General features: G+C 53.3%; 31 protein-coding genes, 2 tRNA genes and 1 pseudogene. 9 read left to right on the top strand and 25 right to left on the bottom strand.

Annotation, left to right across the window (positions count from 1 at the left end; genetic code table 11):
- Positions 1-6: 6 nt before the first annotated feature.
- The 6 genes from LA756_RS11055 to LA756_RS11030 form a co-directional block, all read right to left on the bottom strand.
- Positions 7-480, bottom strand: coding sequence for a hypothetical protein (locus LA756_RS11055; RefSeq protein WP_224439934.1), 474 nt, complete (start codon positions 478-480; stop codon positions 7-9).
- A 44-nt stretch (positions 481-524) separates the two neighbouring features.
- Positions 525-1307: a hypothetical protein gene (locus LA756_RS11050; protein ID WP_224439933.1), complete on the bottom strand. Its 783-nt coding sequence runs from the start codon at positions 1305-1307 to the stop codon at positions 525-527.
- A gap of 57 nt (positions 1308-1364) precedes the next feature.
- Positions 1365-1670 (bottom strand): hypothetical protein, encoded by a 306-nt coding sequence (locus tag LA756_RS11045; protein ID WP_224439932.1) that lies wholly within the window; start codon positions 1668-1670, stop codon positions 1365-1367.
- A complete protein-coding gene (locus LA756_RS11040) occupies positions 1667-2302 on the bottom strand; it encodes a hypothetical protein (protein WP_224439931.1) in 636 nt (211 codons plus the stop codon). Before LA756_RS11040 ends, LA756_RS11045 begins: the two co-directional genes overlap by 4 nt.
- A gap of 2 nt (positions 2303-2304) precedes the next feature.
- A complete protein-coding gene (locus LA756_RS11035; RefSeq protein ID WP_224439930.1) occupies positions 2305-2745 on the bottom strand; it encodes a hypothetical protein in 441 nt (146 codons plus the stop codon).
- A 345-nt stretch (positions 2746-3090) separates the two neighbouring features.
- Positions 3091-3276 carry a hypothetical protein gene (locus LA756_RS11030; RefSeq protein ID WP_224439929.1) on the bottom strand — a complete coding sequence of 62 codons (186 nt, stop codon included), beginning with the start codon at positions 3274-3276 and terminating at the stop codon, positions 3091-3093.
- A 322-nt stretch (positions 3277-3598) separates the two neighbouring features.
- On the opposite strand from LA756_RS11030, the pseudogene LA756_RS11025 reads away from it, so the two are divergent.
- Positions 3599-3807: pseudogene (locus LA756_RS11025) on the top strand (tyrosine-type recombinase/integrase); the annotation flags it as partial.
- Positions 3808-3871: 64 nt separating this feature from the next.
- Positions 3872-4321, top strand: a complete 450-nt coding sequence (locus LA756_RS11020) for a GNAT family N-acetyltransferase (protein ID WP_224439928.1) — start codon at positions 3872-3874, stop codon at positions 4319-4321.
- A 391-nt stretch (positions 4322-4712) separates the two neighbouring features.
- On the opposite strand, the gene LA756_RS11015 is transcribed toward LA756_RS11020, so the two are convergent.
- The 10 genes from LA756_RS11015 to LA756_RS10970 all read right to left on the bottom strand — a co-directional run bounded on the left by LA756_RS11015 (position 4713) and on the right by LA756_RS10970 (position 11001).
- Positions 4713-5006, bottom strand: coding sequence for a hypothetical protein (locus LA756_RS11015; protein WP_224439927.1), 294 nt, complete (start codon positions 5004-5006; stop codon positions 4713-4715).
- Between the two features lie 139 nt (positions 5007-5145).
- Entirely contained in the window at positions 5146-5316 is a 171-nt protein-coding gene (locus LA756_RS11010) for a hypothetical protein (RefSeq protein WP_224439926.1), read from the bottom strand.
- Entirely contained in the window at positions 5316-5822 is a 507-nt protein-coding gene (locus LA756_RS11005) for a hypothetical protein (protein ID WP_224439925.1), read from the bottom strand. The genes LA756_RS11010 and LA756_RS11005 overlap by 1 nt, the downstream gene beginning before the upstream one ends.
- Positions 5819-6034 (bottom strand): hypothetical protein, encoded by a 216-nt coding sequence (locus LA756_RS11000; protein WP_224439924.1) that lies wholly within the window; start codon positions 6032-6034, stop codon positions 5819-5821. The genes LA756_RS11005 and LA756_RS11000 overlap by 4 nt, the downstream gene beginning before the upstream one ends.
- A gap of 17 nt (positions 6035-6051) precedes the next feature.
- The gene (locus LA756_RS10995; RefSeq protein WP_224439923.1) at positions 6052-7044 is read right to left on the bottom strand and encodes a hypothetical protein; all 993 of its coding nucleotides are present in this window, start codon (positions 7042-7044) and stop codon (positions 6052-6054) included.
- A gap of 149 nt (positions 7045-7193) precedes the next feature.
- The gene (gene csrA, locus LA756_RS10990; RefSeq protein WP_224439922.1) at positions 7194-7397 is read right to left on the bottom strand and encodes a carbon storage regulator CsrA; all 204 of its coding nucleotides are present in this window, start codon (positions 7395-7397) and stop codon (positions 7194-7196) included.
- A gap of 243 nt (positions 7398-7640) precedes the next feature.
- Positions 7641-8612, bottom strand: coding sequence for a tyrosine-type recombinase/integrase (locus tag LA756_RS10985; protein WP_224439921.1), 972 nt, complete (start codon positions 8610-8612; stop codon positions 7641-7643).
- A gap of 668 nt (positions 8613-9280) precedes the next feature.
- Entirely contained in the window at positions 9281-10282 is a 1002-nt protein-coding gene (locus LA756_RS10980) for a DUF4190 domain-containing protein (protein ID WP_224439920.1), read from the bottom strand.
- A 381-nt stretch (positions 10283-10663) separates the two neighbouring features.
- A complete protein-coding gene (locus LA756_RS10975; protein WP_224439919.1) occupies positions 10664-10864 on the bottom strand; it encodes a hypothetical protein in 201 nt (66 codons plus the stop codon).
- A 63-nt stretch (positions 10865-10927) separates the two neighbouring features.
- Positions 10928-11001: transfer RNA gene (locus LA756_RS10970), tRNA-Asp, on the bottom strand.
- A 264-nt stretch (positions 11002-11265) separates the two neighbouring features.
- Here LA756_RS10970 and LA756_RS10965 point away from each other — a divergent pair.
- Positions 11266-11412: a hypothetical protein gene (locus tag LA756_RS10965; RefSeq protein ID WP_224439918.1), complete on the top strand. Its 147-nt coding sequence runs from the start codon at positions 11266-11268 to the stop codon at positions 11410-11412.
- An 88-nt stretch (positions 11413-11500) separates the two neighbouring features.
- Entirely contained in the window at positions 11501-12526 is a 1026-nt protein-coding gene (locus LA756_RS10960) for a GGDEF domain-containing protein (RefSeq protein WP_224439917.1), read from the top strand.
- Positions 12527-12536: 10 nt separating this feature from the next.
- Here the strand turns inward: LA756_RS10960 and LA756_RS10955 are convergent, their stop codons facing one another.
- Positions 12537-13529 carry a lipopolysaccharide assembly protein LapB gene (locus LA756_RS10955; RefSeq protein ID WP_224439916.1) on the bottom strand — a complete coding sequence of 331 codons (993 nt, stop codon included), beginning with the start codon at positions 13527-13529 and terminating at the stop codon, positions 12537-12539.
- Positions 13530-13873: 344 nt separating this feature from the next.
- Between LA756_RS10955 and LA756_RS10950 the strand changes: the two genes are divergently transcribed.
- Positions 13874-14200, top strand: a complete 327-nt coding sequence (locus tag LA756_RS10950; protein ID WP_224439915.1) for a DUF6793 family protein — start codon at positions 13874-13876, stop codon at positions 14198-14200.
- 134 nt (positions 14201-14334) lie between these two features.
- The gene (locus LA756_RS10945) at positions 14335-14562 is read left to right on the top strand and encodes a hypothetical protein (protein WP_224439914.1); all 228 of its coding nucleotides are present in this window, start codon (positions 14335-14337) and stop codon (positions 14560-14562) included.
- Positions 14563-14799: 237 nt separating this feature from the next.
- On the opposite strand, the gene LA756_RS10940 is transcribed toward LA756_RS10945, so the two are convergent.
- Both LA756_RS10940 and LA756_RS10935 read right to left on the bottom strand, forming a co-directional pair.
- Positions 14800-15828, bottom strand: coding sequence for a hypothetical protein (locus LA756_RS10940; protein ID WP_224439913.1), 1029 nt, complete (start codon positions 15826-15828; stop codon positions 14800-14802).
- Between the two features lie 718 nt (positions 15829-16546).
- Positions 16547-17155: a superoxide dismutase gene (locus LA756_RS10935; RefSeq protein WP_224439912.1), complete on the bottom strand. Its 609-nt coding sequence runs from the start codon at positions 17153-17155 to the stop codon at positions 16547-16549.
- A 305-nt stretch (positions 17156-17460) separates the two neighbouring features.
- Between LA756_RS10935 and LA756_RS10930 the strand changes: the two genes are divergently transcribed.
- Positions 17461-18399 (top strand): cupin-like domain-containing protein, encoded by a 939-nt coding sequence (locus LA756_RS10930; RefSeq protein WP_224439911.1) that lies wholly within the window; start codon positions 17461-17463, stop codon positions 18397-18399.
- Between the two features lie 308 nt (positions 18400-18707).
- Here LA756_RS10930 and LA756_RS10925 read toward each other — a convergent pair whose 3' ends face one another.
- Positions 18708-19115, bottom strand: a complete 408-nt coding sequence (locus tag LA756_RS10925; protein WP_224439910.1) for a TM2 domain-containing protein — start codon at positions 19113-19115, stop codon at positions 18708-18710.
- Between the two features lie 100 nt (positions 19116-19215).
- Here LA756_RS10925 and LA756_RS10920 point away from each other — a divergent pair, with 100 nt between their 5' ends.
- Entirely contained in the window at positions 19216-19977 is a 762-nt protein-coding gene (locus LA756_RS10920) for a 2-phosphosulfolactate phosphatase (RefSeq protein WP_224439909.1), read from the top strand.
- 181 nt (positions 19978-20158) lie between these two features.
- Positions 20159-20233 (top strand) — tRNA-Pro (locus LA756_RS10915).
- A gap of 189 nt (positions 20234-20422) precedes the next feature.
- Here the strand turns inward: LA756_RS10915 and LA756_RS10910 are convergent.
- From LA756_RS10910 to LA756_RS10890, 5 genes are all read right to left on the bottom strand, one after another.
- Positions 20423-21799, bottom strand: a complete 1377-nt coding sequence (locus LA756_RS10910; RefSeq protein WP_224439908.1) for a hypothetical protein — start codon at positions 21797-21799, stop codon at positions 20423-20425.
- Between the two features lie 100 nt (positions 21800-21899).
- On the bottom strand, positions 21900-24488 hold the full coding sequence (locus tag LA756_RS10905; protein ID WP_224439907.1) for a bifunctional DNA primase/polymerase: 2589 nt from the start codon (positions 24486-24488) through the stop codon (positions 21900-21902).
- Between the two features lie 99 nt (positions 24489-24587).
- Positions 24588-24938: a hypothetical protein gene (locus LA756_RS10900; protein ID WP_224439906.1), complete on the bottom strand. Its 351-nt coding sequence runs from the start codon at positions 24936-24938 to the stop codon at positions 24588-24590.
- A 122-nt stretch (positions 24939-25060) separates the two neighbouring features.
- Positions 25061-25189: an excisionase family DNA-binding protein gene (locus LA756_RS27340; protein WP_369123652.1), complete on the bottom strand. Its 129-nt coding sequence runs from the start codon at positions 25187-25189 to the stop codon at positions 25061-25063.
- Between the two features lie 772 nt (positions 25190-25961).
- Positions 25962-26558: a hypothetical protein gene (locus LA756_RS10890; protein WP_224439904.1), complete on the bottom strand. Its 597-nt coding sequence runs from the start codon at positions 26556-26558 to the stop codon at positions 25962-25964.
- Positions 26559-26620 lie beyond the last annotated feature (62 nt).

Here is a 26620-nt window from a genome sequence, read left to right as displayed (position 1 = left end):
TGCGAGTTACTGCGCTTTGAGATCTTCGTTCGCGGTGATCCGTTTGGCGTTGTCCTCGATATCCTTCTTGCGGTTGTTCACGTCCGCGGCGATCGCTGTAAACTCGCCAGGGTCATTCGCGGCCGATTCGGCGATCCAGCTGCGGACCGCTTTCCCCATCAGGTAGCGGCGTCCTTCGGACGTGGACAATTGCTCGACCAGGTTTTCCGCGATCGTGCCCAACGCGACGCCGTCGCCTCGATCGACCGCGGCCAGCAATTCCGCGGTCACTGGCAGACCATAGCGAGCCGCGGCGGCTTGTGCCTTCTGCAGTACTTTTGATTCCACACGATCGACCAGGCGGCCGGCCAGCGTCATTTCCTTCGGCTTCGTGGTCGCGGCTGCCTGGTCGGCTTCCGCTTCGTCCTTTGGCTTGTGAACGAACATGATGTAGCCGGCGGCGATGATGCCCCAGAATAGCGGCTGGGTTAAAATTTCCATGGCAACGATTCCCTTCGTTGTGCGTTGTGATTGGATCCGAAAAACTACGACTTCGGCGTCTTGCGATTCTTCCGGCGTTTCCACCAGAACGCGGCGCCAACTAGTCCGCCGGCGATAACCGTTTCCGCTGGGTTAAATCCATTCACCCAAGGTTTGGCACGTTCGCCGAAGATAGAGATCGCCAGGTCGGCCCAAGGCGTTGAAGACTTGGCCGGCGGTGTTTCCTTTGCCGGTTCGTCTTCCGGTGGTGCGTTGTTCTCGCCTTCGATCGGCGCGGGCGGAAGATCTGGATTGCAATTAGGACCGGGGCAGACGTTCGGATTTGGCCGCGGCCGTCGATTGAATAACCAACCGCCGACACGGTGTTCGCGAACTTTCTGCTCTTCTATCGGCCGTAACGTCTGCGCTGCCAGGTCCAACGCCCCGACCAGCTGCTCAGCGTTCTCGATCGACTTTAAAACGGTTCCCGTCAGTTGGGCACGCATCGCGCCCGTTTGGTCTTGGATCGTCAGAATCGGATAGTCGTTTCCATAGGCCGATTTGAGTTGATGAACGAAAGTCGGGCTATCGCTTTCATACTGCCGCCATTCCGTTCGCCGCTGCAGCTCCGCAAGACGTGGATCCGATTGAAACCATCCAGTGATCGGCGTGGCCTTTCCCTTGGCGGTTACCAGAACCGTATACCATCGCTGGTTCTTGGGCAGATCAATTCGATCGATCTCTTCAACGAATTCCATCTTGTCGGCCTCCGGTGGCGTGGACTCAGCGAAGCCGCTGGCCAATAGCGATAGACCGACGATCACGCCGGCAATTAGTTTGTGGTTCATGGTTCCCCCAGGTTTTGAACGGTGACAGTTAGCGAAAACGGTTGATGGTTTGGCCGGTTAAATTTCCGGCGGTTGTATAGGCGGCAGGGGGCGATGATTAGGGCGGACCATCGGCATCGGCGAAGGCGCGGGCCGTGGGCGGTTGTTTAGTCGAATCGCTTCGCAGTCCAAGCATTGGCAATGCGTCGGCGAATAAACCCACGCTTTCAGCTCCGGAACGAATCGATCGCAGAAATAGATTGCGGACATCACAACCGAGAACAGAAACACCAACGCCAGGCCGACGTTGAAGTAGTCGCTAGGCTCTGCCTTCGTGTAAATGCAGATCGGCTCCTGGTCTTGCTCTGGCTTGTCGCTTTTCATGGCTTGGGCGTCTCCACGTAGTCGAGAGGGTCATAGGGCGATGGCGGCGGCGCCTTCACCAGCGGAACGATTGCGCCGCCTCCGTAGGATCTCCACCGCTTTAGAAAGTCTTGTTTGGGCACGAAGATGAAGTCCTTCGGCCGGTTGTTGTCTAGCAGGCAGGCGTATTCCCTGCCGTCGGTTTGAACCCAACCGAGAAAGCTAATCGCGTGGTTGGGGAAGTAGTGAATCGCGGCAACCAGACGATTGTCGTGGGCATAATTCAGAATCGATATATCAGCCGATTCGTAGGGACCACGCCCAACCAATTTCGTGCATTTGTAGGGAATGCCGAACTTGTCGAGAATCGACGCAATCTTGCTTGTGGACGCCCCGCCGCCGTAGTTGTTCCGCCAGTTGTCGGCGATCGCACCCTGGTCGGCCCACCGCAACGCGACTTGAGTAGACGCGTGGTAACAGCTGCCGCCCCAATAGTTGCGAACTCGCAGCGGGAAAGGAACGTCGGCCGGCGGCCGTGATAGATCGACCGGCTTCGGCCGAAAGTAAGTTACCGCTAAGTGAACGGCCGCCTCGCCTGATGCCAGGCATGCGGCCAAGATCACGATCGCGGCGGCGGTTCGTCGTCGGTCCATAACTACGCGGCCGCCTTAGCAACGGAAAACGAAACGGATCCTTTGACCGGATTGCTGACCGTTTGGTTGAACAGCTTGATTAGGCCGTCGGCTTGGGCTTCCTGATCGGCCGTGATCTTTTCGCCGATCTTGCCGTTCTTGGCGAACTCTCGCAGCTGCTCGGCTCGCTTCTTAGCGGTCTTAGGGTTCGCGTTCACAAGAAACGCGACCAGCTTGGCCGGGGCGATCCCGTTGCTGGAATTCCTGGTCCCGTCATGCCCTACGGAAAGCGTTCCGTGGCAGGCTTCTTCAACCTTCTGGTTGCCGATCTTGCCGCTGACCACCAGGTCCAGGTCGAACTTGTCGCCGCCGCATAATTCCGATCGATCGGCTTGGCTCTTGCCGAACTTCTCTAACGCGTGCATCACGATAGAACGCACTGTTGACTTTGCTAATCGTGCCATCCTTGGCTCCCCATGGGGCACTAAAAACCGCGGCGGTCAAGTTTGACCGCCGCGGCCTCGCTGCTAAAAAAAGGAAAGGCTGCATCCTTGCGGCGTTGGCCATCCTTGGCCGCTTTCCTTGCCCCCTTCGCCTGGCACTGCCCCTAGAAGCCAGGCGTCGGATCCCGGCGATCCTTCGCCGGATTTGGTCGGGCGATCCTTCGCCCTATTGCGACGCGTCGTATTGGGACGCGATGAAACAAAAAAAGCCGGCCGCTACTTTCGGTGCTGAAAGTGGCGGCCGGCGTTGTGTTGTTACGGTGCCGGTTGCGGCCGAAGCCGCGTGGGGATGGTAGCCGGATCGATTTAGATCGCGGTGGCTTTCGGGATTGGCGGCGGTGCCTTTCCCTTCTTGGGGAACTTACGGCGATCGACTTGGATCTGTTCGCCAGGTTCGTTCAAAACTACCAGGCGGATCTTCCGGCCGGCGTCGTTAATGATTCGTTTCCCCAGGAAAACGATCGACTCACGATCTTCCAGATCGATCTTCATAAGCTGCCCCTATGGATAACGCCCACCAAGATAGGCACCAGCATGTACAGAAGTCCAGACGTTTTAGCAGCTTTCTTTGATCTATTCGGAAAATCGCGGGGCAGCTTCGGCCCCTGGCTTTCGCGTTTTGCCTGGCTTGCCGCCGGACGGGCGGACACGGAAAGAAACAAAGTCCCGTTTTTCGACTGTTCCCGTCGGGGTCGACTTCGACCACCCCCAGGGAAGAACCTAGACCGGGGGGCATAACCAGAGACGTGTGGATCACGAGAACTTTGTAAACAGTGTCGGTTCGTCCTGAGCATGTTTGAAGCTCGGCGGTCCAAAAGCCCGTTTGACCAAGTGAGTCAAAAGCCACACATTCCGGCATTAGTTTGCCACGCATTTACTGGCAAATAGCTACGACATCCGCGTGGTACAGAACTCCTTGGCAACAGTGACGTTAGGACGACGATGATTTATACTCATGTTTTGAACCAGGGAGGACGCGACGTCCGCAGCCCGGCTGATTTTGATAGCCTGGATTCCGAATAACGTGCGCACGGTATTCGGAGCGGTTCTGAATAAATACTAGTTGGGTGTGAATAAGTGAGTCGCTATGAAAATAGAATTTAAGTCTTATTCTCGTGTGAGTGATGAGCTTATCGACTTAGTCTGTTCGCTCGAGAGCAAAGTCTTTGATGAACCATACTCTAGGGAAAAAATTACAAGAGAGGCCTCTGTTAAACCCGGACTATATAGTTTAATCGCCTTTTCGGGCGGGGAACCTATTGGCTTTAAGCTTGGTTACGAAATGACATCGAGGATTTTCTACAGTTGGAATGGTGGTGTGGTTCCAGAATATAGAGAAAAAGGTGTTGCTAGTCATCTTATGGATTTGCAACATGCATGGGCAAAAGAGAAAGGCTATCGATTAGTCAGGACCTACACTGAAAATAAATTTAAAGAAATGCTCATCCTGAATATACGCAAAGGGTTCAATATTACAGGCGTTGTTAATGAGCTGGGTGATTCTAAGGTCGTTATAGTCTTAGACAAAGAAGTCTAGTAATCGTGAAGTACGCAGTTTCACTCAGCAAGGTGCTCAAGCCGAACCTTCACCTATGCTCCTCACAGCGCATTGCTGCGCAATTGTATTCGCTGTGCATGCTTTGGGTGCGGCCGGCGTCATCTCGGAGAAGCCTTCGGCGATCACGTCCTCTTGCGTGATCGCCTCCAACGGTTCGCGGCGGACCGATACCACGCGCAAATGGTGCCCGACGGGCAGAAGGGGGTGCGGTCGCTCCCCCTTCTTGGAACCCACCGTTTTATTTACTGGCCGCAACAGATCGCCGGCCTGCAGCTTCAACCATGCATCGCGACGCGTTACCGTTTTCGATCCGTCGCGAATCTGGGTTTTCGTTAGAGCGCAGCTCATGTTCCGCATAGCTGCCGCGCTCCTAATTCAACTTCTGCAGCATCTCGATCGAATGCTTGGCACGTTCCAGGCCGCCAAGCTTTGCAACGAATTCCTTGGTAGCGATCAAGTCGTCACCAGTTAGCGGACCGCGTCGCGATGTTCCGGCCGACTTTCGTTTGTCCATGCTCTTAATCGTGCTGACATATTGCGGCGTAAGATCTTTGTAGCCAGCTTTCCGCAATGCTTTGGCGATCGTCGTTGGCGACGCGTCGGGATTTGTTTCCAGGTGTGATCGAATCGCGTCGGCTTTGCTAATCTTGGGGGCTTGAGTCATCGTAGGGGGCCTTTCAATAAAGAACTAAAAAAGGATATTTGGCCGGCTTTGGCTGGCCTGGTGAATTGGTTGATAGGTGCGATCGCGGGGGGGCAGTCCGATCGCTTTGCTTTTTTCCATCGCTTCCGGGTTTCCTTCCCTAGAAGAGATTCAATTGCTTACCGACCATGGCGGCACGTTCCAGCAGAGTAAACTCGGGCGAAGCGCACCGAGGACAATATCCAACCAGCGGCGTTCTGATCACGTAGCAGCGGTTACACTTCCAGAAGTAGTTCCGCCATTCGTTCGGATCGCGTTTCTTTTCGGGCATCAGGCCGCCCCTTTCTTTGCGTTGCTTTGCTGCTCGAATTCATCGCGACCGATTTCTTCGACCTCGATGCCGGTAGTCGTCTCGAACACATGAAAGAACCGCGGTCCGTTGTGCCATCCGCGGAAGAGCTCAAACACTTCGCCAGGTGCCATGATCGCGTCGCTGGCGTAGCTATGCGGATCCGCGACCGGGTCGCCGTTTTGATCCCAGTGGGTCGCATGGCCTCGGACTAGTTCGGCCAGGTCGCCGGCGACTTGCTTGGCCTTCCGGAAGATCAGCCGGCAGTCGGTGCCGTAGCCTGGCCGTTTGAACACTTGGGCGTCGGCTTTCACCAGGTAGAGGCCTGGCTCCTTCGGAACGTCGGCCGGTGCCATGTACAACACCAGGTTCGCCCGCAAGGTGATCTCGCCGCCTGGCGTTTCGATCTTCGTATGCTGTAGGATTGGCGAATGGTCGCGACCAGGTCCCACCCAAACAACCAGGTCGATCGGTTGCGCGATGCTCATCTTGTGCGTTGCTCCTTCGCTTGCTTGTTGGCCAGGCGGATCGCTTCACGGATCGCGGCGCGGTGTTCGCTGCCGCCTGGTTGGTTTCGGAATAGTCGCCAGATCCGGCCGCGTAACTCGGCAGACAAGGCGAACCAATGCGGCCGACAAAATAGCTGGCCATCCTGGCGTGCGTGGTCGCACGTTCGGACAAGGCATCGATATCGGGGCATATTGCTTTCCTTTGTGGTTACGTGCCGACTTCTGCCAGTTGTGCCAGAACCTCATCGCGCCGTTGCTCGGGATCGTGGCCGGCCGCGGATCCTTTCGGGACGCCTCGCAGCTGCAGCTCGGCGCGTCTTTTGCGCGGTATCTTGTTTGGCGGTTCCTTCGGCCAGCGTGGTTCTATCCAGACGCCCAACGCCCTATCGTCGAAGTCGGGGCAGATATTCCGCATCGACTGCCGGAAGTAGCCAGGCGGGTTCGCCGATCCGCGGCAGCCGCGGGCAGCGTCGGTCAGCTTATGACGCGTTAGCGGGCCGGGATTGGCTTCCAAGATCGCGGCCGCCTTGTAGAAGATCCCGCCGTCGTCGCCGCTATAGTTCGCCTGGCGAAATAGCTCTTCGGCAACGTCGACCACGCGGGCCAGCTCGACTTCGGTAAACAGTTCGCCTTGGGCCTTCTCCCCTTCCTTCGCTTTTACTTGGTCAGAGTGATCAGGGGGAACAGCTGCCGCGGGTTGTTTCTGCTTGGAAGGTGTGCGCGCCGGTTCGCTGATACTCTGACCAGTTAAATTGTTGTTCTTGTTCTCACTGTTTTCTTGGTCGTCATTTTGTCGGCACGTTGCCGACGCGATCCGATGCTTGACCGGCTTGGCCTTATCCGCGGAAGCCTGGCGTTTCTTTGCCTTCGACTTCGCATCTTGTGCGCGACGCTTGGCCGACTTGTCGAACCGCTTTTCGTAGCGGGGAATCTGCAGGCCTTCCGGATGGATCCACAGCCAATCAACGGCCGGATCTGCTAAGGCCTCCCAAAATTCGCGATCGCCGCCAAACTTTCGGGCCAGCGTGTCGATCGTCAGGCCGGGGAAAATACCGTCGGTCGTCGCGCGTTCGATCCAGGCCCACAACCTCACCAGACGGAACAAAACCACCTCATCCGTTTCGCCGGTGATCTCGATGATTCTTAGGAACTCCGGCTTTTCCATAATGTCGATGTCGATTTGCATCCACTCGCCTGCCATGGCTACCGCGCTCCTTTCCGTGATTGTGTCGCGAATGTGTCGACACCTTGCCGACAGATTGCCGACGCGATCAAAGTCCGTTCTCGTAACATCGGGGAAAACTCCTTCTAAGAAACGCGTCGGTAGGAACCGAGCGTAGAACTATGTGTTTAGGCTGCCGGCTTCGCTTCCGTTTGGCCGGTTTCGTCGTCGCCGTCTTGGATCTTCAACCAGATCTCTTGGCGGTGAACTTTGATATCGTTGGGGGCGGCGATGCCAAGGCGGACGCGGTCGCCTTTCACCTTTAAAACGGTGACCGAAACGTCTTGATCGATTTGGACCGACTCACCTACGCGACGCGATAGAACTAGCATTTCGGAATCCTTTCACTAGCGGCCGCGTTAGCGACCAAGGGGGCAAAAAAGAAACGCCCGCGCAAACCTCGCGCGGGCGTTTTCTGATGGTCGAAAACCGCGACAACATCGCATGCGATGATCGCTTGTGACTTAACAATTTGTTTGCTCGGCTTCGTGGAATCCATTCCCGTTTTCTCCTTTTGGTTCAGATCGCACGATGGTGCAAAGGGAAGGGCAGGGGAGGACAACTAAAAGTTCGGCCTAGCCTAGTTCTGATTCTCCCTGTCCATGTTTCAAGGCGTCGAAGATCGTTAGCTTTTCTTGAGCCGATTCCAAAAGGCGAACCTTCTGATAGATCCGAGTCGTTCGCATGCTGGAATGACCGGCCGCAAATTGCGCGGCTTCGGCGTTGATCTCGGACAAGCTGGTTAGTGTGATCGCGCGGATTGCGTGGAAGCCGAAGTGTGACACGCCGGCCAAGTCCTGCAAGCGATGCAGTTCGTCGTAGAAGGTCTTCTTGGATCGTTCTAGGAAGATGGGAAACAAAAGGTCTCGCGGCCCGCGGATCCGCATCAGCAGTTGCATCGCGTAAGGATGGATCGGCTTCGGTTCGTCCTTTTTCGACTTGCGGCAGATCTCGTGGGGCAACAGGATTTGCATTCGATTCCAACGGACCGCGCTCATGGGAATCGCGGCACATTGCCCGATTCGGAGTGACGTACAAAGCATCACGCCAAACAATGCCTGCCAAAGATGTCCTGGCAAAATGCCATCCAGTTTGGGGAACGTGGCATCCATACCGGCTGTATGAAACAGTCGAATCACTTCTTCGGCCGGAATCTCGTCCTGATAGGTTTCTCGTCGTTTGGGAAGCTTGGTATAAGGAACTCGATCGAGATAACCCAGCGCGGACTTTTCCTTGCCGCGGCGGCCAGGCGGTCCGGCCTGGTCGAGAATCCATTGAATGTGCGATAGGTGCTTGTGGACCGTATTGGCTGATAGCGGTCGACTGCGAAAGCGATAAGCCATTAACTTGGCTTTGAAATCGGAAAGCGTTTCGCAGCTGATTTCGTTGATCCCGGGGTTGTCGGTAAGCTCCTCCCACAAATCGAGCGCGCGCTGGTAGCCTTCGATATTTCGGCTGGTTGGATCTTCGATGCAGTGCGGAAGGTAGTGACGCTTGAAGAGTAAACGCAGCGTGGCTGCGGGCGTTAAGGGTGGTTGGGAAATCATGGTTCAGCCTCATGCAAGATTCCGATCGCTGCTTGCTCCTCGCGTCCGTCGCTGCAGCTGCCGGGGTGAAGGCCTCCCTGGGGATCGCGCTTTCCCGCGCGTATTGGTGCGACGTTTTCACGCCGTTTTGTTCGGTCGTTCGATATATGCGCACGGAAGTACGACGCATGAAAGTCATCCGTTCGAATGAGCCAAGCATTGACTGTCACATCAACGCGGTAGCGTTGCATGAGAAGGCGGCCAGCAGCGGCGCGGGGATTCGAAGTAATCCGCGCCGCTACTGAACCATCCAAAGCTCGGCGTCGCAGCCAACGCCGGAAACTTCCGCGAAACGGCTGCGATCAATTTCGGAGTGTGTGCAAGATACTCCGACCAATCGTGACCACGCCGCCGAGTAAGCACATGTGTACGGATTAGTGGCGCAGACGATGGATCAGACCAAACGGTCTATCGAAGAACTTGCGGGAGTTTTTAAGAGGGATCACCAGCAGATTGTTGGAGGTGATCGGCCGCGTGATTGCGACGCTCGTTTCGTGTACTGAAGGACCAAGATAGCCGGAAACGCTAAGGCGTCAAGCTGAGTGTGAAAAGAAATTTGCGGCAGCGCAGCAAAAAGCCGCGACCGATTGGCCGCGGCTTTCGTAAATAGAATCGCAGATTATTGCCGCTTATTCGGCTTGGCGTGCTTGCCTGCGAATGTAGTTTCGATCATCAAGCGAAAGAGTTTTGATAGGTACTGTGATCTTGGTTCCATCTTGTTTTCTTAGGCTAACCTCTTCCTTGTCGCGATCAAATTTCAGAAGAGTTGCGTTGGTCGAGAACTTTCCATCGATTGATTGCCACAATCGTTCGGGCTCGTTGTCAAACTCGATTGAGCCAGTTAGGGCTGAGGGTTGGCGGTTGAATTTTTTGCTACTTGCATCCTCGATCGTCGGTGCTTCAGAGAGGTCTGTGTCCGTCGGTGTGCTTGGCATCAGTAACGGAATCTGACGAGGCATCTTGGGTGGATCCGGTTCTTGGGCTACCGCCTCCGGTTGAGCATTCGTCGGGGCGACTTTGGCTTTTGGTTTAGGTGTCGGTACTGACGGTTCTTGCTCCTTGTCACTGGCAGCTAGGTCAATAAATTCTTGATACTCTCGAACTTGTTCACGAATATCGAACGCTTCGGTTCGATCGTCCTCAGTACCAAGTTCTCGATCCAGGCCGGCAACGGTCAGTTTGTACTGAAATTCATCGACGCGCTGATAGCCTGTAAACGGTTGTGATTTGCTGCGGTTCTCATTGATTATGTCGTTTCCTTTTTCGGTTGATGGTATTGCCCCAAACTCTTTGAATTCGTTGACAATCTGCAGGTTGCTTGCCTTCATTCGAAGCGAATTCGACGCTTCACTTGCTGCAAACTGAATACCAGTAACCGCTGCAAACAAGGTCGATAGCAGAGCAAAGCCAAAGAATGCAAAGATCCCTGTGGTTAGCCCACCCAGCACTAGGCCGGCCACTGCGAAGCCGCGTGGACGATAAGCCAAGCCAAAAAGAGAAACTAAAAAACCCAAGGGGCCAAACAGACCGCAAGTAATTAGGCCCAGAAGAGAGAGCACGAACCCGGCAATTCCCAAGCCATTGCTTTCTGCGCCTTGCACAATCACGACATTCTGACGGCCTTCACTCATGGGCTGCACCTTAAGAGTCACTTCGCGCGAACTAGAAGGCTGCCATTGTAGTTTCAGGGAGGTTGGTATTCCACCGACAGCGGGCCCTCGGTTGGTGAAAAATCCAGCAGCACTATGGTTAATTTGGTGCTAAGTTTTCGCGTCGCGAGAATGAGAATGCACCGGAGTAGCACTCCGGTGGGCCGCGCAAGTCGTTAAATCAGGAAAACATGTACGACTGATTTCACCGGATAGAAATACGGTGGATAGATCGGAAAGATTCTCAGAAGATTAGGCCATTAGCCCGGCGTCGCAATGTAGTACACGAAACGAGATTTTGGCAGCAAGTGCCAAAGAGTTTCCATTGCGACCCCGGGCAAATGGCCCTTATCGGGACTTGCCCTAGTTGCTGGAAAGTTCGGACTTAGCGGACTTCAAGAGTTCTATCAGGCGGTCGATTTGCGATACATGAATTTCAACGCAATCATCCTGCTGGTTTAGCAACACGCTTGAATAGCCTTCGTTTGTTTTCAATTCAAAACCGACGATCGTTTCAAACGACTCTTGCACGAGACACTCCTTTAAGATCAGCGCGTAAAACATGGCAGTCTCTAGGAACCTAGGACTGCCATGTTCAAAAGATCGCTTCCGATTTAAACGGAAAAGCGAGGCCGACGGGGATCGAACCCGCAACCACCGGATCGACAGTCCGGTACTCTAACCAATTGAGCTACGGCCCCAACTCGTGTTGAGATACGTTAATATAGGCCCATCGCTCTGAAACTCAAGGCCCCCCTGGCGATTATTTGACCGCAATTTTTTCTCGGGCTCGCTCGCCCATCGAAATTGCTGCCTGTGCCGATTCTACGGACCCTTCTGCCGCCAAACTGTTCGCGCGAACTAGGCATTTCCCTTAGAAATCCCCCCAGAGCGTCGGTTCGTGACCTAACGTTGAAATGTGGAACCTTGTTTGTCAACTTTCTCCAGGTTTCGGATACCCGACCATGCGTGGCTTCGTAGCGCAAGCAATTCGAGAGACGGAACAATTCGTCGAGCACATGGGCACCGTCGAATGGACGATCGCTTTTGTCGTCGTCGTTGGATTCGGGATTTTGTGTTTGAAGGGTGTCGGAAGCAAGACACGCGGCTAACAGTAAATTCCACATTGCCTACCTAACCCCCACCACATTTGCGTCTTACCCATTGATTTACTTTTTGAGCGTGCAGGATTGACCCAGGATGGAAGACTGGATTTTTGGCATACCAACGCCGGCCGCCTTAGCACTGGTTGCATTGATTGGCTATGTGATCGGCAAGAAGACACCTCGCAACGTGTCCGTAGGGGAAGCCTACGCGCGTCGCGAACTGAAGCGTGCCAAAGCGATCGTACAACAGCTGGAAGAAATCTCGCGTGAAGTCCGTCGTAACTTGGCCTCGCATCAGTCGAGCATCGCTCATTTCAAAGAACGCATCGTGCTGATGAGTTCTGAAACCGACCATTCCGGCGAATCGTGGCAAACGTTGTGCGAAGAAGCAGAACGCATGTTGAGCCCCACGATGCGTCTTTCGGCTCAAATTGCCAACGCCTACGACGAAGTTCGCCAGCAAGCCAACTTGCTGATGACGTTTACCGAGTCGCGTACCGATCCACTGACCGGGCTGAGCAATCGCCGTGCATTGGACGACAGTCTGGAAAGCCTGTTTGCGATGAAGGAACGTTACGAACTGACGTTCTCACTTTGCATTCTGGATGTCGACCACTTCAAGAAGATCAACGACGAGTATGGTCACCTGGAAGGGGATCGCGTGCTGCAGGAAGTGGCGACGCTGATCGATACGTGCGTCCGCGAAACCGATGTCGTCACACGATACGGCGGCGAAGAGTTCGTCATTCTGATGCCATCCACCGATTTGGCCGGCGGAATGATCTTTGCCGAACGCGTGCGTGCGGCGGTCGAAGATCGTTTGAAGGTTACCCTTAGTGGCGGCGTGGCTCAAGCGAGTGCTTCAGACGAACCACAGACATTGATCGCTCGTGCCGATGCGGCGTTGTACCGAGCCAAGTCGAACGGACGTAACTCGATTTATTGCCACACGGGGACCGGCGTTCAGGCCAACCCTCTGCCAGAACAAACGCAGGCCGTCATCAGCCACGAAGACGAAGAAAACCTGCTGGAAGAAGTTCGCTCGCTCGAACGTTCTCTCGGACAGCGTCTGAGCGATAAGTCAGCCGCTGTCGAAGAACCGCACGCCGAAACGGTCTAGCGGTTTCTGGCTACCAAATGCCAAGCTTGCGATCGAGCCCGTACGATTCGGCTCGATCGTGATCTTCCTGAGCTTTGTCTTGCTCGTCGAGTTTCTCATACGCCAGCGCTCGATGCGAGTAGAGTACCGCCAAGACTTGCTTGAGCTGAGTATCGGCGAACGATACCTCTTGCGGCATCTCCTCGACTTGCTCCGGCGAAAGCTGGCTCAGCAGTTTCGTCCGCTGTGCCTCGAAGTAGCCAATGGCATCGTCCAGGTCTTTCATCGCTCCGTCGAGGTCGCCGGAAAAGACTTTCAGATAGCCTCGTGTGTCGATGTACGAGGCGTAGTTGCCATAGATGGCGATGGCTCGTTCAATATCTTTCAAGCCGTCGGTCACTTGCTCTTTCGTGGCTGCATCGTCCGCGGCAGCCATCGCGACAGCATAGGCCCGATGGTTCAGCGCTTGGTGCATATGAATGGTTTGCTGTTTCTCCGACAGATCGACCAGGCGGTCCGACAACATCAATGCTCCGTCGTGCTGTTCCATGCGTGAAAGCAGGAAGCTGGCCTGGCGAATCACGTAAGGGTCGTCCTTGGCCAGCGCGATCGCTTCTTCCAGTTGAATCCGCGCATCGGTCGCTTCGTCTAAGCGAAAGTACAGTTCGGCCATGCGAAGATGGAGCTCGGCGTTTTCAGGTGCCCATTCAATCGCTTCCTTTCCGAGCTTTTTCGCTTCTTCGGTGTTCTCGGCATCGAACGCATCCATGGCCGCGGCCCACTTGAACTCTGCCATCGACGTCGGCGTCAGAAAGCTATATCCCAGGTAGAGCACCGTCAGTCCCAGCACGATCCAGAAGATGCGCAGATAGCCTGGGCGGCGGCGCGGCGGGGGAGTCGTCGGGCCAGAGGCGGTGGGCTGCGAAGGATCGGAAGGTGAGTTGGGCGTCTCGGTCATGAGCGGCTCGGCCGGTTCAGCGGAAAGAAAATAGGTAATCGTTGGCTTAGGGACGATCGCCTGCATTCTACCAGAATCGAGCCTCTTTCGAGAACAACGGCAAAGAGTCGACCACTACGGTTTTACGACGATTTCTCGCAGGTTCCCCTAGGTGCAGAATTTGTTTGACGCCCTCGTTTCGAAGATTTACATTCGCCGGAAACCACCTCATTTTGTTCTAACAAGCCGCCTCGTTATGTTTCTTTCTTCTACCACGATATCGCCCCAGGTACCGCTCGCGCCCACGTGGCGTTGGCTGTGGTAGAGATTCTAGCGCGAAGAAAGAAAGCGAGGGTCAGGCCAGAAGAGGATGAGGCCGGTTCTTATCACGCTTGCTTTCTCTTTAAGTCTTCGTTGAAAGGAGATTCTCCATGGCGCTTTTCGAGGTCGAAACCAACGCACATATCGTCATTACATGGGCGAATGACGAAAACGAGGCCAAAGGACAGATCTACGACAACTACCCCGGCGACGACATCATCCGGATATCCAAACGCCCTCGCACTTCGTGGGTGATCTCGAAGGCCGCCCTCGGTCTGACGACCGGACCGCTCGATCCGTGCATCGTCGCACGCGATTGCCTCTCGAAGGCGGAAGGGGATAAAGTCCATGCGATTCGTTTGTATATGAACGAAACCGGCAACGACTTAAACCAGGCCCGCAAAGCAATCGAATCGAACATGGTCATGGGCTGGTAAACGCCCTAACCGACAGACTTCAGGTAGCCGCAAAATACCTCATCACGGCTGATTTCCCAGAATTTCGCTTATCAACCGCGGGGAAATGGTTCGATGCAAATAGAACCGCTTCTCAATTCTTGGGAGATTGAGCCATGAAGCAATCCTTACAAAGCTCGGCGGGAAAGTGGATTTCCGTCAGTGCCCCTGGTGGGATGGCGCGACAGGTGTTTGTCGATGCCTTTGATGCCACCGAACGTGTGTGGAAGAGAGTCGGTACGTTTGCCGACCGTCCATCCGCTGAAAAGAAATTGACGACCCTCAAACTGCAGGGAACCCTCTCCCGCATCGTCAGCCAAAACTTCTGTCCAACGGGCCGCTAAGACCGAACGTTGGAACTCCGATCAAGCGAAATGCCCACGCCGCCAAGTGTGGGCATTTTCGTTTCTTGATGGCTGGCCTGGCAAAACATGGTTGCCGAAAGACCGTGTGAGTGTTCCCGGTTTTAAAACCGGCGCCACCCTGTGTGCTTCAAGCTGCTCGCTTGCTCACCGCGCATAAAAAAGGGGAGTGAACCAGCCCACTCCCCCTCGCAGTTGTTGTTTTGTGATCGCGTCGACTTAGCGAGTGTACGTGCTTGGATAGCTCGACTCGGTGCTGCCGTAACGCGAGGTCGTTCCGCCGCTGGTGCTCGACGAACCGCTGTAGTTGGTCGTGCCGCCGGGGCGGTAGTGCGAATCGCTGCCAGCTGCCGAACTGCTCGAAGCCGTTTGGTAAGCAGGGCTGGTCATCGCCTGGTAGTTGTTTGGATTCGGAGCAGCCGTACCGGAGTAGCTGCTCGTCGAAGGATAGCTGCTGGCCTGAGGGCTACCGGTCGAAGGGTAACTCGACTGTGGCGTCGAAGTCGATGGGTAGCTGCTGTTAGGCGACGACGTCGACGGATAGCTTGGGCTTGGCGTCGATGTCGCACGGTAGCTGCTTCCGCCGGTGCTTGGGTAGCTGCTTGGCGATGGCGTCGAAGCGGCACCGCTGTAGCTCGAGGCCTGACCACCGGAATAGGACGAACCGCCGCTGTAAGCGGAACCGCTCGTCGGTGCCGAGGCGGATGGCTGCGTGTAGGAAGCTGGCGGAGCCGAGTAACCGGCCGGTGCCGTGCCGCTGTAGGTGGAAGTGGTGTTCGCGTTGGCGGTGTAAGCCGCTGGCGAAGTCCCGTAGCTGCTGCCCTGGGCGGATGGGTTGTAAGCACCGTAGCCCGTTTGTGGAGCGCTGGCGGCCGATCCGCTTGGAGCCGAAGCATAGAAGCCACGCTGCGGCTGCATCGAAGCTTGAGCTTGGGCACCACCTTGCGATGGCTGTTGGTAAGCGTAAGGGCTTGCCGAACCGTTGGATGGCGTGGCCCCAGCTAAGTAGTTAGGCGTCACCGTCTGGCGGCTAGCCAACTGCGAGCTGGAAGGAACCGGAGTCGATGTGGCCGAAGGAGCGGCCGCATACTTCGGAGCTTCCGAAGCTCCAGCCGACGCTTTCTGAGGAGCACCCCATTTGGCCATGTAGTTATAGCCGGGCATCGACTTGCACCCCGTCGCAGCGACGGAGGTAACGGAAACGGCTACGGCGAACAGTAGCGACCAATGTTTGGTGTGCATTCGCATGGCGTCCCTGCCTTCGGATAGCACGAGCCAGCCTCGGAAAATCCTTTTCCGTCTGCGGACTCATTCGGTTGTGTTTCAATATTTGGTTCGTCTCGCGGCGAACAGTGCTATCGCACCGCTTCAGCTCTCGCGAATGGAACCCTACCTTTAGTTTGAGATCGGAACATGCGCAGGCGGCCTTCAGCCATTCCGATTCGAATTTCCAGAAATCCCCGCCCAGTTTGACACCAGCCGAGGAAATCGTGGCGGATCGTAATGAGGGGCCCCGTCGCGGTCAATGCCATTGTCGCCATGTTCCTAGCGAAGCCAACAAAAAAGCCACGATCCGCCCCCGCAGCAATGAAGGCGCTGCTATCAACACAACTTCCGGTTCCCATCTTCCTTCCCAAGGGTGACTGTTGGCGAAGCGGGTACCTGGTTCGCCCCCTCACCCTAACCCTCTCCCCCGCAGACGGTGGAGAGGGGACAGGAAACGTCGCATACGCTTTCCCCTTCAACTCAGCGTCCCCATCAAACCTGGCTGGACTTCAAAACCAACTGCCCTTCAAGTCTGGGTGCCTGCCGTCGTCTTCGTCGGCATGGCTTTCCCCACACTTCTTCCCGGTGAACAAGAAACAAAAAATGGCTACCTGGTACTTTCACCAGATAGCCATCTCTTAAGTTTCAAGTCGTCACCGCATCACACGGTGACGTGGTTGGATGCCGGCCAGCGTCAGGCTTAACCTTTGGCGGCGGCGTAACGGGAAGCGACTTCTTCCCAGTTGATCACGTTGAAGAACGCGGAGATGTAGTCGGGTCGCTTGTTCTGGTAGTTCAAGTAGTAAGCGTGTTCCCAAACGTCCAAACCGAGGATAGGCGTTTTGCCTTCCATCAGTGGCGAGTCTTGGTTCGGGGTGCTCATCACTTCCAGCTTACCGCCGGAAACAACCAGCCAGGCCCAACCGGAACCGAAACGGGTTGCGGCAGCGTTGCTGAAATCTTCTTTGAACTTTTCGTAGCCACCCAGCTCGCCGTCGATGGCAGCGCCCAGTTCGCCCGATGGCGAGCCGCCACCGCCTGGCTTCATGACGGTCCAGAACAGCGAGTGGTTCGCGTGACCGCCACCATTGTTGCGGACGGCACCACGGATGTTTTCAGGAACCGAGTTGATGCCGGCAACCAGATCTTCAATCGACTTCCCTTCCAGGTCGGTGCCTTCGATGGCGGCGTTGACCTTGTTGATGTAGGCCTGGTGATGCTTGGTGTGATGGATTTCCATCGTCTTGGCATCGATGTGTGGTTCCAGGGCGTCGTACGCATATGGCAGTGCGGGAAGTGTGTATGCCATGCTTGGGATCCTCAATTTGTTCTCAATAGGTGTCGTTACGGGCCAGTGCGACAAATCAGATAGCCCACCGGGGATGAACCGTCTGACTTGCCGACAGAATAACGCATCCCCCCCGTGCTGACAATCAGCGGCAAGGGGCGCGGTACCTCCATTGGTAACGGTTAGAAGGAATAAATCAATCGGTCGGTGGGGCCTGGGTGGTGGATTAGGGAAAGAGGATAGGTATAGCGAAGCTAACTTCGGCCTTCGCACTAGACTTTTTAAACCGTTGTTGGAATTGATGTCCCCCCAAGAGAAGCTGAATCATGGTCGCCACGAACCTGATTGACTGTAACTTCACCAACGAAAAGTTGGAGCAAACGCCGTTGACGGTGCAGCATCGCCTGCTGGAAACCGGTCTGTTTGAAGACGAACAATTAATCCGCGTTCTGGACACTCATCCGCGCGACTATTTAAACGTCCACACCATGGGGACCGACGAGACATCCAACGAATGGCGCGAAGGAGATGCCTCGAAGCTTTCCGGCGAGCAACTGCTGGAAGCGACCAAAGCAGGCCGCTTGTGGCTGAACGTGCGGAACATGGCCCAGCATCATGAAGATTACAACAAGCTGGTCAATCAGATCTACGACGAAGTTCAAGCCAAGGCGCCAGGCTTCTACGCGATGCAGCGATCGGCCAACTTGCTGATCAGTTCGCCCAGTGCGCTGGTCTATTACCATCTCGACATTCCGTGCAACATGCTCTGGCACTTGCGTGGCGTGAAGCGGGTGTTCGCCTATCCGCCATTCAACGAGCGTTACGTTACGCAGCAAAAAGTGGAAGATGTGATCTGCGGCATCTCGAATGAAGAGCTTGACTATCAGCCCGAGTTCGACGCGGAAGCAATGGTGGTCGATCTTCAGCCCGGGCAAATGATTACCTGGCCGCAGAACACCCCCCACCGCGTGAGCAATTTAGAAGGCTTGAACGTTTCGCTGACGACTGAGCATCTCACGCCGAAGGCTCGTCGCCGCATCAAACTGTTCCGCGCCAATCGCTTCTTGCGTCACAAGATGGGTTACCAGACGTTGTCGCAAGATACCGAAGGAATGGGCTACAAAATGAAAGTAGCCGCGTTCTCGGTCGTCCGGGCCTGGCGAAAACTGTTCCCAGAAAAAGCGGACGGCTACCACTATCCGGTCACCTTCGAGCTCGATCCGACGAACCTGACCGGGGTTCGTGATATGGCCAAAGCGAAATAACGCCCGTTGCGTTTCCCTTAAATGTCGCTAAGACCGTTTTGCCCTTTGATTTCGTTAATTGTAACGAAGTATTGCACAAGCGTACATCAATTATGCGCGAAATCATGGAAAGTGAGAGCGTTTCCAGCGGTAATTCGCGGAAGTCTGCGCCTGCTTTGGGCCGAAATTAAGGGCGTTCAAAACGTGACCGCCCTGAATCGTAAAAGAAACGGGACGCTTGGACATGTTTTTGCGACAATCGAAGCACGTCTGCGCACTGGGCAGGACGTGCTCTTTGAAAACCGAGTGAGCTTCGCGATCCAGGCGTTCTAAGCCGTGGTGAGTTCTCGATTTATTTCATCGACTTGCTGATTGATCGTGCAGCAGTCGTACAGCCACCCCACGCCAAACAGCCCCGCCGAAAGCAGCCAGATGATACCGCTGATCCACTTACCCATGTAAAAGCGATGGATCCCCAGGTAGCCGAGGAACACCGTCAGCAGCCAGGCCACGGTGTAGTCGAGCGGACCAGCTTTAAACCGTTGGTTGCACTCGGCATCCATCGATGGGATGAGAAACAAGTCGATAATCCAGCCGATGAAGAAGACGCCCAGCGTCAGCATCCAGATGATCCCGGTGACCCACTTGCCGTAATAAAAACGGTGAGCCCCAAAGACGCCGAACGCCCAGGCAATGTATCCGACGATGATCGAGTGTGTGTTGTTGTTCTCCGTCATTCCTCAAGTAATCCTTGTCGGCAATAATCAATGTTGTGGTGTGTCGTCTTATTATTAGATTCGTCGCCCCTTAAGGAAAATTGAAGCTCGTAAGGAACAAATGGTGAAAACGCAGCGGATTGACGTCTACCTTTTACCCAGTTTGTTGGGAGCCACGGAGTTAGCGGGAAGCGTTGCCGTGGTGATCGACGTGTTACGAGCGACAACTACCATTGCTCATGCGATTGCTAACGGGGCCGAATGCGTCATTCCGTGCCTGACCATCGACGAAGCGAAAGAGCAGGGGAGTCAGTTGCCGGACGCATTGCTCGGCGGCGAACGGGGCGGACAAAAGATCGAAGGTTTCGACCTGGGCAACTCTCCGGCAGAGTACCCTGCCGATGTGGTCCGTGGCAAGAAAATAATCTTCACCACCACCAACGGCACCAAGGCGATGAATGCATGTGCATTGGCCGATGAGATTTTCATCGCGGCGTTTGTGAACTTGACCGCGGTGTGCAATGCGTTGTCGGAACATCATCACGTACAGATCGTATGTGCTGGGACGGAAGGAGAAGTGACTCGAGAAGATGTGCTGTTGGCCGGGGCGATCGTCGATCAATTGAACGCCGGCGCCACCGAGCCGCTACCAATCAACGACCAGGCCCAGATCGCTTTAGATGCCTGGCAAGAAGCGAAAGTAGGACTCACCGCGACGACCCTGGCCGACCGCTTAAAGCAAAGCCGCGGCGGCCGCAACGTTTTACGGCTCGGTCAGGAAAACGACATCGACATTGCCGCGACGCTCGACAAGTTGAATGTGGTACCGCAGTTGAACCCAATCACCTGGGAAATCCGCGATTCCCGGAATTCGACCCCGTAAGCAAGATGTTTCGAATAACTGCCCCGGAGAAACAACCCTAAGACGACCATTAAGAAGCGATGAGGCCTTGTTACTGAGCACCAAAATTGGCATATTGGTACCTTCCCGCTGAGGTCCGGACGCCCACCAAGCGAACCACGACCACCCCGGCGTGTCCCAACACACGCCCAGCGGCAAACCACGGGGTATAGCGCAGCCTGGTTAGCGCGTTTGACTGGGGGTCAAAAGGTCGCAGGTTCGAATCCTGTTACCCCGACTACGTAAAGCCTTAAATCACAACGGTTTAGGGCTTTTTTCTTTGGGTGATTCTGTACCTAATTCGCATCTAGTTTCGGCTGTACCTAAATTTTCTAATTAGGTTTTCAGGTTGTACCTAATTCTTGCGGCATTCGGACCAAACACTTTGCCCGCGTAGCGGGCAAAGTGTTTTCATGTTTAGGTTCATCTATTCGCTGTCGGGAAGTGGTCGTTTGGGGACTCGATGCTTTTGAAATAGAGACTGGAAGAACTCAATTATCAACTCCTTGCCCGTCTCATCATCCATGAACTCAAAGCCACCAAAGCGGTACACTTCATAGCCAGCAAGCCTTAAATCTCGATCTGCCGAAATCATCTCACTGTATTTCTTGGGAGATGGTTTTTCGCCATCGGCGTAGTGATGTTTCCCGTCTACTTCTATCACCACTCTAGCGGACGACGGCAAAAGTAAGAGGAAATCCATTCGTTGCCGCTCTAATCGTTTTTGGTTCAATTGGCGTGCAGTGTATGGATCGTAATGCAAATAGACTTGGGGAATGAGGGCTGGGAGTGATTCACCATACTCTGAACGAAACGTGCCGAAATAGGTTTGGAAAATCAGATATTCCCCAGGTGAGTTTTCGGGAATAGATTGTCGAAGTCGTCTGTAGAAATCACGTTCGGAGTCTTCGTTGTCGTCCCAATTATGCTTTCCGAAATACCATTCCTTTAGCTGTTTCCAGCTTAGGCCATCTAGTCCTGAAATCGGCAAGTCATAAATCAAGCAGTTGTCTTTATGTTTGACGATTTCGAGATCGTTGTTTAGAGCATCTTTCAAAACAATTTCAGGCTTTAGGCCAATCGCAGCGAAGATTAAATTCTTGAACGAGCCTTTTACACCTTGAGAAATAGGGACGATCTTAAAAACCGGATAGCCAGAGACTTGCTCGGCTGGTACGAACTCTAAGCCATCTTTACGCAATATCGCATCAAATGCGCTGACGAACGAAGATTGATCGTCATCTACTCGGACTAGGGGATGTGCCGCAAGCTCAAGCAATTCGACTAGCTTTGTGTTCGACATATCTAGCACTTCGATGCGTTCAAGCATTTGCACGAATGTATCATCATCATTTTGGATTTTGTGCTTGATGATTTCGTCCCTTGCATTCATGCAGTCATAGTCCCAAAGCGAAGGACGCATCGACTGAAGCGGCCAAAGCCGTTCCATAAATGTGAGGATATCCAATTTGCCTTCGATGGTTCCGAATTCATCTAGACGAGAAAAAATTGCTTGCCGAGTTATCTCTGAAATCGCAAGTGGGTGCGAAGGCGTTAATTCTTCAATTTGTTTTTGAAGAAAGTCATCTGGAAATCGGGCTTGTACTTTGCCAGCGAGTTCAAGAGCTTGGTTATCATCCCAATTTTCGATTCGGCTAAGTACATATTGGCGTTTGCTAGAACGAGCTTCGGACTCTTCACCTTCGCTCATGCCTAGGGACAGGCAAACACTTGGAAGGTTGTAAGCTTTGACCCTGTATAAAGTGTTTGCGATTAGCTGCTTTAGAGATTCGAAATTCGCCATTGAGTTATTCACGCATTCTGAAATGTGAACCTTCTATCCTCTTGCATCTTTGCCGCTATGCGGCAAAGATGCACAGGTTTTTCAATACTTGCCATCAGATCTACTCTTCGTTCAAGGCTCTAAGTTCGGCAAGGAATTCATCTGCCGATATCGCTCGGCTTGTGTCCTTCGGCTTTAGTGTCGGCTTATCGCCATCGCAGATAATCTGTAGTTCTTCGCTTACCTGCTTGTAGAATTGATCCCGCTTGTCATCGTCAGCAACGGCAAGCGGTTCAAGTTCGGTTTGGTGATCCCTTATCGCACTTTCCAGTGATGGCGTCAGCAAATGGGTGTAATGATTAGACACCCAAATTAGACCATTGGATCGCTTGGTAAATTCTATACCGTTCAGGTTTCGCCAGTCGATTAGGTTCACCAGGGCATCTTCGCTTTCGGCTTCTTCGTATCCGCTGTCCGTCTGCCCGTTTTGTCCGTTTGCCCGTTCGGAATAAGCTTCTGTCCGCTTGCCCGTTTGTCCGTTTTGCCCGTTTCCTGATTCTGAACGGACAGAACGGGCAGAACGGACAACGGACAGCCGATATTGTTGTCCGTCCATCTCAATCTTTCCGCTTGCCAGTAAGCTTTCCAAGATTGTGGGGAATAGCTTTCGGGTTTGCTTGCTACTGGATAGCCGATCTCTGATAGCTGTTTTCGTCTTCGGTCCATCTTCTAAAGCTTCTAGAATGCCTTCAATTATCTTTGCCTCAACTGGATCGCTTGGCGTGGAATCATTGCCACCAAACAGCCAACGGGCCGAAGCTTCGCAGTAATCCCATACAGCTAAAGCCGCCTTTAGGTGATCTCGGCATATCGTTGCCGATCCATCGACTAGAGCGAAAAGCATTGAAAGCCTTACGACTTGGGGAGCCCCACGTTCTGCCGCTTTTCCGTTGGAATGTTTTAACCTTGCATAATGGATTTCCCATAGTCGGTTCGCTTCCTCGCTTCGTTCCATGACGCCTATGCTTTTGGCTCTAGCGATGGCATCACGCATGGGAGATGTGAAACGATCTAGGATTCTATGATTACCGCCATGCGGTAGGTCTTTGGATGAACGTACGCACCCAAAAAGAAAGCGATTGCAAAAGCCGTTGGACAAATCCAACGAGTTTTTCAGGTAGCTTTTTAGCTCGTCGGGGGTAATGTGCCCAAGGATTGAGATATAGGCACTCGATGCGAATAGCTTGTTCTTACCTCGATTCATGCAGGCTAGTTTTTCGTTGTCCCAAGCGGAAATTAAAACCTTAGACAACGTATTTCCTTCCCTTCTCATTACGGTTAAAGGCTTGCCGAATTCCTCTTCTATAACCATTAACCTTTTTAGTTCTTCGGGGGCATCATGGGGCGATTCTGCATCGTCTGAAACACGCTCGATTAAGCCTTCGCCAGAGGATAGCCCACGTTCGATACTGGACGTTGCCCAATCGGCATCGGCTTTTTGCATAATGTTTTTGGCTATCGACCAAGCTTGCCCCTTACCGCTTGCGGTATTTCCAACGATGCAACCGAAAAGATTACAATGTTGCTGCCCTGAACCGATGGTAAATCTAGGTCTATTTCCTACCACGTTGCTAAAGGCAGTCAAAAGCGAAAGCATTACGCCTGCCGGATCGGCTTCGGTTTCAGGCTCAATCGTTTTAACGATTTCCCCAAATAAGCCTTGGTAAGCTTCATTCCCAAGGCTTGGGAATTCAGGCTCTAGGTGAGCTTCGTGTTCCTCTTTGTCATCTTCTATATTTTGGTTGTCTTGGGGGTCTTTGCTTTCGCCTTTATATTCCGTTTTCTTTCGTGCGTCTGAAAGCTTGCGGCGTAATTCCTTTTCGGTCCAAGGTGGTTCGCAACGGTTGTTCCAGTCTTCCATGCAATCAAGCAAGGTTTCATCCGAGAGACAACCAAAATGCTCGATAAGATAGCAGGCGATTTTGAAGGTTCTGTTCATTCCACCTTCGCCTTCAATTGCTGGTTCGCATTCGGCAAGGTATTCCTTTGCCCTTGCTTCCATCTCATCGCCAACGTGGAAGGTTTCGCCGCTACGATTCTGCCGCGTAGCGGCAGAATCGTCCTTCTGAGTCTTAGCCTTTTCGGCTTTTGGCTTATCCGTCTTCGGTAGCATTTCAATAAGCCAACCAGGGGCAATAGACGGTTCCATCTCGTCGGGACTGACGATCCATTCGTAAGAACCTTTAACGTGATTGCTTGGCGGCAAGATTGCATAACCGCCATCCGGTCTAACGTCGATAGAATGACCGCCAACCTTCTGAGCAAGTTTTAAGTCTTTCGAGTTTTCGTCATAACGAAAGACAAATTGCCGATTGCCTGAGCCGGTCTTAAAGCAAACCGTCTCAGGTAAACGGTCCATAATTGCCCGATTGGCTTCTACGTCATCATCGTCTAAAGTCCAAATGCCTGAGACTTCGCCGGTAGCTACGGCGATGTTGTAATCAGGGAGATTCTTCATAAGCCCCTTGAACGTCTCGATATCTTTGGTGGCAACCTTGAAGCCTTGGCGGCAAGCCGGATGCTTGCCTGCTTGCTTTCCGCAATCCCTGCCGCAAGAGCAAGTACCGTCTGAGCGAACGTAATTTATGGGGAAAACGGCATAGCCTAAATCCATATAGGCTTGCGCTATTTTGAGTGTTTCTGTATACATATTACTAAGTTAATGTTAAATCATAAATGAGAACTTTCTTTCGTGGAAAACAAGAACAGCCTACCGGCTCCAAGCCGGTAGGCTGTTTGCTTGTCGGAACTACATTTTCGTGATGGCTTGGAGCTTTACCTTGCCATCTTTTTCACCGTAGAACAGCATGTACCGTTGTCCTATGTGGGCATCCGGTTCAATCTCTTGGCCTGCTGCTAATGGTTTGCCAGCTAGTCCGCACAACCAACGCCCTAGCTGATTGTTTGTTTTAGGACCGGACTTCGGGACATTGCAAAATCCCTTGTAGATCGTTCCGTCTTCGCCCTCGAAAACCCAGGGCCGATAAGGTCCGAATTGCCCTTCGGTGATCGGCTCTAAGCCCTTGAACTTGGCAACGTGTTGCCCTGGTTTAATTTCCGGTTGATTGCTTCCGTCTCCGATTACAAATTTTTCACCCATGGGGTGTTATCCTTCGCCGGATCGTCCGGCAGTTAATGCTAAGTAATTCTGTCCTTTCGTCGAAAGGTATTGCCTTCGTTTTCGATAGCTACACCGCTAGCGAAAATCGAAAGCCGTGATGCTTATCGGCATACTGCCGATTCACAATAGGCCGTTAGGTCTGCTTCAGTAATTCGATATTGAGTGCCAACCATTATTGCCTTTAGTTCCCCGCTCTTGATCAAGCCAACCACTGTTGGGCGGCTAACCATGAGCCGTTTTGAAACTGCGTCTAGTGTTAAATACATTCTGAACTCCTGTTAAGGTATGAGTTGAAAAGTATACAAAATATAGATAGTAAGACATATGCGAAAATGTATGGAAAAATGTAAAAAATATGGAGAAATGCAGAATGCCCCAAAACGGTCCAAAATATGTACGCATGGGGTGAGGTCGCCATGTGAAACCCTGCGCCAGAAAATACGGGTATATTCCCCCTCCCCCCAGGGCAGAGAAGTAGGGGCCGACGTTTACGCCGCGATGCGGCGTAAACGTGGTCGTGATCTATCGCCAAGGGAAAAGGGGTATCAAGGGAGCCTTCTCGAAAGGGGCTTTTTCCCCAGGAAAAACGTAAGCAGGGGGCGGGTGTTCATTTACTGCCACCCTCAGAAAAACCGGTTTTTTGAAACCCCCTGTTGTTTAATTCACTCTCTCTAGAACGACATGACCGGGCGTATTCTGAGCCTATAGATACAGACTTTTGCAGGGGGTATTGCTCTAACTTGGCTGGATCGTGTTATTAAATGCCTGAATCTGTATGTAGGCCCCTAATAAGTCGCATTTTACCTAAGAAAAAATGTCTGAGGGGGCGATACGTTCGCCATCCCTAGACGGTTCGATAAAAAGCACGGGCCGTCTAGCTGAGACAACCAAATAAGAGAATCAATAGATGGGAAGGTTTACGTCTGTCCGTCTGTCCGTTTGTCCGTCTGTCCGTCTGTCCGTCTGTCCGTTTGCCCGTTTGCCCGTTTGCCCGTTTGCCCGTTAAGTTGTGGTGCTGTTTGGAGGGTTATCTTCAAGCGGCTTGTCTTCCTCATTTGGCGGCAACAGGGTTGGCGGTGGTGTACCTGGATGGACATCGCTAAATATTGATCGGTGTGCCACGAAATCGCCAAGTTTTTCGATCTCACCAAATACTTTCAACGGCAGTTCCTTTGTTTCACCCTCAAAGTCTTTTCGATGCCTTCTCTCAGAGTCGTTGACGTATTTAGAAAGAGCGGCAAGTTGCTCATACAAAGGAATCCCTGGTAGCCCAAAGAGAAGTTTAACCGTGAGCATATCATTCGATATCTGTCGCAATTTTGACGATCTACGGCTACGCCTCGATAGTTGTTCATCCTCGAAATGCATACGCTCGGACGTATCGAATTGATTAATGTCTTGAGAGAGCCACCATGATCGAAACTCGACAGTTTCGACGATAAGCTTATCGACGTGTTCGGCGATAAGAACTAGTTGTTCCCTAGCTTCTCGCTTCCATGCGTCCACGTTAGCGAATTTAGCTGCGTAGTAGACCGAGATAAAAGGTACGGCAATTCCAGCAACGAGCGGGATAATAATATCGACTAAGAATTCATACATGCAGAGCATTCCTTGTTGTCTTTGTGCCAATTAGCACTTTCACCGCGTACGCGGTGAAAGTG

The organism is Bremerella sp. TYQ1 (assembly GCF_020150455.1).
GTDB classification, from domain to species: domain Bacteria; phylum Planctomycetota; class Planctomycetia; order Pirellulales; family Pirellulaceae; genus Bremerella; species Bremerella volcania_A.
This window is presented reverse-complemented; position numbering and strand designations above follow the sequence as displayed.

Coding starts and splice junctions, on each gene's coding strand:
- LA756_RS11055 (WP_224439934.1), bottom strand. CDS start 480: ATGGAAATTTTAACCCAGCCGCTATTCTGGGGCATCATCGCCGCCGGC.
- LA756_RS11050 (WP_224439933.1), bottom strand. CDS start 1,307: ATGAACCACAAACTAATTGCCGGCGTGATCGTCGGTCTATCGCTATTG.
- LA756_RS11045 (WP_224439932.1), bottom strand. CDS start 1,670: ATGAAAAGCGACAAGCCAGAGCAAGACCAGGAGCCGATCTGCATTTAC.
- LA756_RS11040 (WP_224439931.1), bottom strand. CDS start 2,302: ATGGACCGACGACGAACCGCCGCCGCGATCGTGATCTTGGCCGCATGC.
- LA756_RS11035 (WP_224439930.1), bottom strand. CDS start 2,745: ATGGCACGATTAGCAAAGTCAACAGTGCGTTCTATCGTGATGCACGCG.
- LA756_RS11030 (WP_224439929.1), bottom strand. CDS start 3,276: ATGAAGATCGATCTGGAAGATCGTGAGTCGATCGTTTTCCTGGGGAAA.
- LA756_RS11020 (WP_224439928.1), top strand. CDS start 3,872: ATGAAAATAGAATTTAAGTCTTATTCTCGTGTGAGTGATGAGCTTATC.
- LA756_RS11015 (WP_224439927.1), bottom strand. CDS start 5,006: ATGACTCAAGCCCCCAAGATTAGCAAAGCCGACGCGATTCGATCACAC.
- LA756_RS11010 (WP_224439926.1), bottom strand. CDS start 5,316: ATGCCCGAAAAGAAACGCGATCCGAACGAATGGCGGAACTACTTCTGG.
- LA756_RS11005 (WP_224439925.1), bottom strand. CDS start 5,822: ATGAGCATCGCGCAACCGATCGACCTGGTTGTTTGGGTGGGACCTGGT.
- LA756_RS11000 (WP_224439924.1), bottom strand. CDS start 6,034: ATGCCCCGATATCGATGCCTTGTCCGAACGTGCGACCACGCACGCCAG.
- LA756_RS10995 (WP_224439923.1), bottom strand. CDS start 7,044: ATGGCAGGCGAGTGGATGCAAATCGACATCGACATTATGGAAAAGCCG.
- csrA (WP_224439922.1), bottom strand. CDS start 7,397: ATGCTAGTTCTATCGCGTCGCGTAGGTGAGTCGGTCCAAATCGATCAA.
- LA756_RS10985 (WP_224439921.1), bottom strand. CDS start 8,612: ATGATTTCCCAACCACCCTTAACGCCCGCAGCCACGCTGCGTTTACTC.
- LA756_RS10980 (WP_224439920.1), bottom strand. CDS start 10,282: ATGAGTGAAGGCCGTCAGAATGTCGTGATTGTGCAAGGCGCAGAAAGC.
- LA756_RS10975 (WP_224439919.1), bottom strand. CDS start 10,864: ATGTTTTACGCGCTGATCTTAAAGGAGTGTCTCGTGCAAGAGTCGTTT.
- LA756_RS10965 (WP_224439918.1), top strand. CDS start 11,266: ATGCGTGGCTTCGTAGCGCAAGCAATTCGAGAGACGGAACAATTCGTC.
- LA756_RS10960 (WP_224439917.1), top strand. CDS start 11,501: ATGGAAGACTGGATTTTTGGCATACCAACGCCGGCCGCCTTAGCACTG.
- LA756_RS10955 (WP_224439916.1), bottom strand. CDS start 13,529: ATGCAGGCGATCGTCCCTAAGCCAACGATTACCTATTTTCTTTCCGCT.
- LA756_RS10950 (WP_224439915.1), top strand. CDS start 13,874: ATGGCGCTTTTCGAGGTCGAAACCAACGCACATATCGTCATTACATGG.
- LA756_RS10945 (WP_224439914.1), top strand. CDS start 14,335: ATGAAGCAATCCTTACAAAGCTCGGCGGGAAAGTGGATTTCCGTCAGT.
- LA756_RS10940 (WP_224439913.1), bottom strand. CDS start 15,828: ATGCGAATGCACACCAAACATTGGTCGCTACTGTTCGCCGTAGCCGTT.
- LA756_RS10935 (WP_224439912.1), bottom strand. CDS start 17,155: ATGGCATACACACTTCCCGCACTGCCATATGCGTACGACGCCCTGGAA.
- LA756_RS10930 (WP_224439911.1), top strand. CDS start 17,461: ATGGTCGCCACGAACCTGATTGACTGTAACTTCACCAACGAAAAGTTG.
- LA756_RS10925 (WP_224439910.1), bottom strand. CDS start 19,115: ATGACGGAGAACAACAACACACACTCGATCATCGTCGGATACATTGCC.
- LA756_RS10920 (WP_224439909.1), top strand. CDS start 19,216: ATGGTGAAAACGCAGCGGATTGACGTCTACCTTTTACCCAGTTTGTTG.
- LA756_RS10910 (WP_224439908.1), bottom strand. CDS start 21,799: ATGGCGAATTTCGAATCTCTAAAGCAGCTAATCGCAAACACTTTATAC.
- LA756_RS10905 (WP_224439907.1), bottom strand. CDS start 24,488: ATGTATACAGAAACACTCAAAATAGCGCAAGCCTATATGGATTTAGGC.
- LA756_RS10900 (WP_224439906.1), bottom strand. CDS start 24,938: ATGGGTGAAAAATTTGTAATCGGAGACGGAAGCAATCAACCGGAAATT.
- LA756_RS27340 (WP_369123652.1), bottom strand. CDS start 25,189: ATGGTTAGCCGCCCAACAGTGGTTGGCTTGATCAAGAGCGGGGAACTA.
- LA756_RS10890 (WP_224439904.1), bottom strand. CDS start 26,558: ATGTATGAATTCTTAGTCGATATTATTATCCCGCTCGTTGCTGGAATT.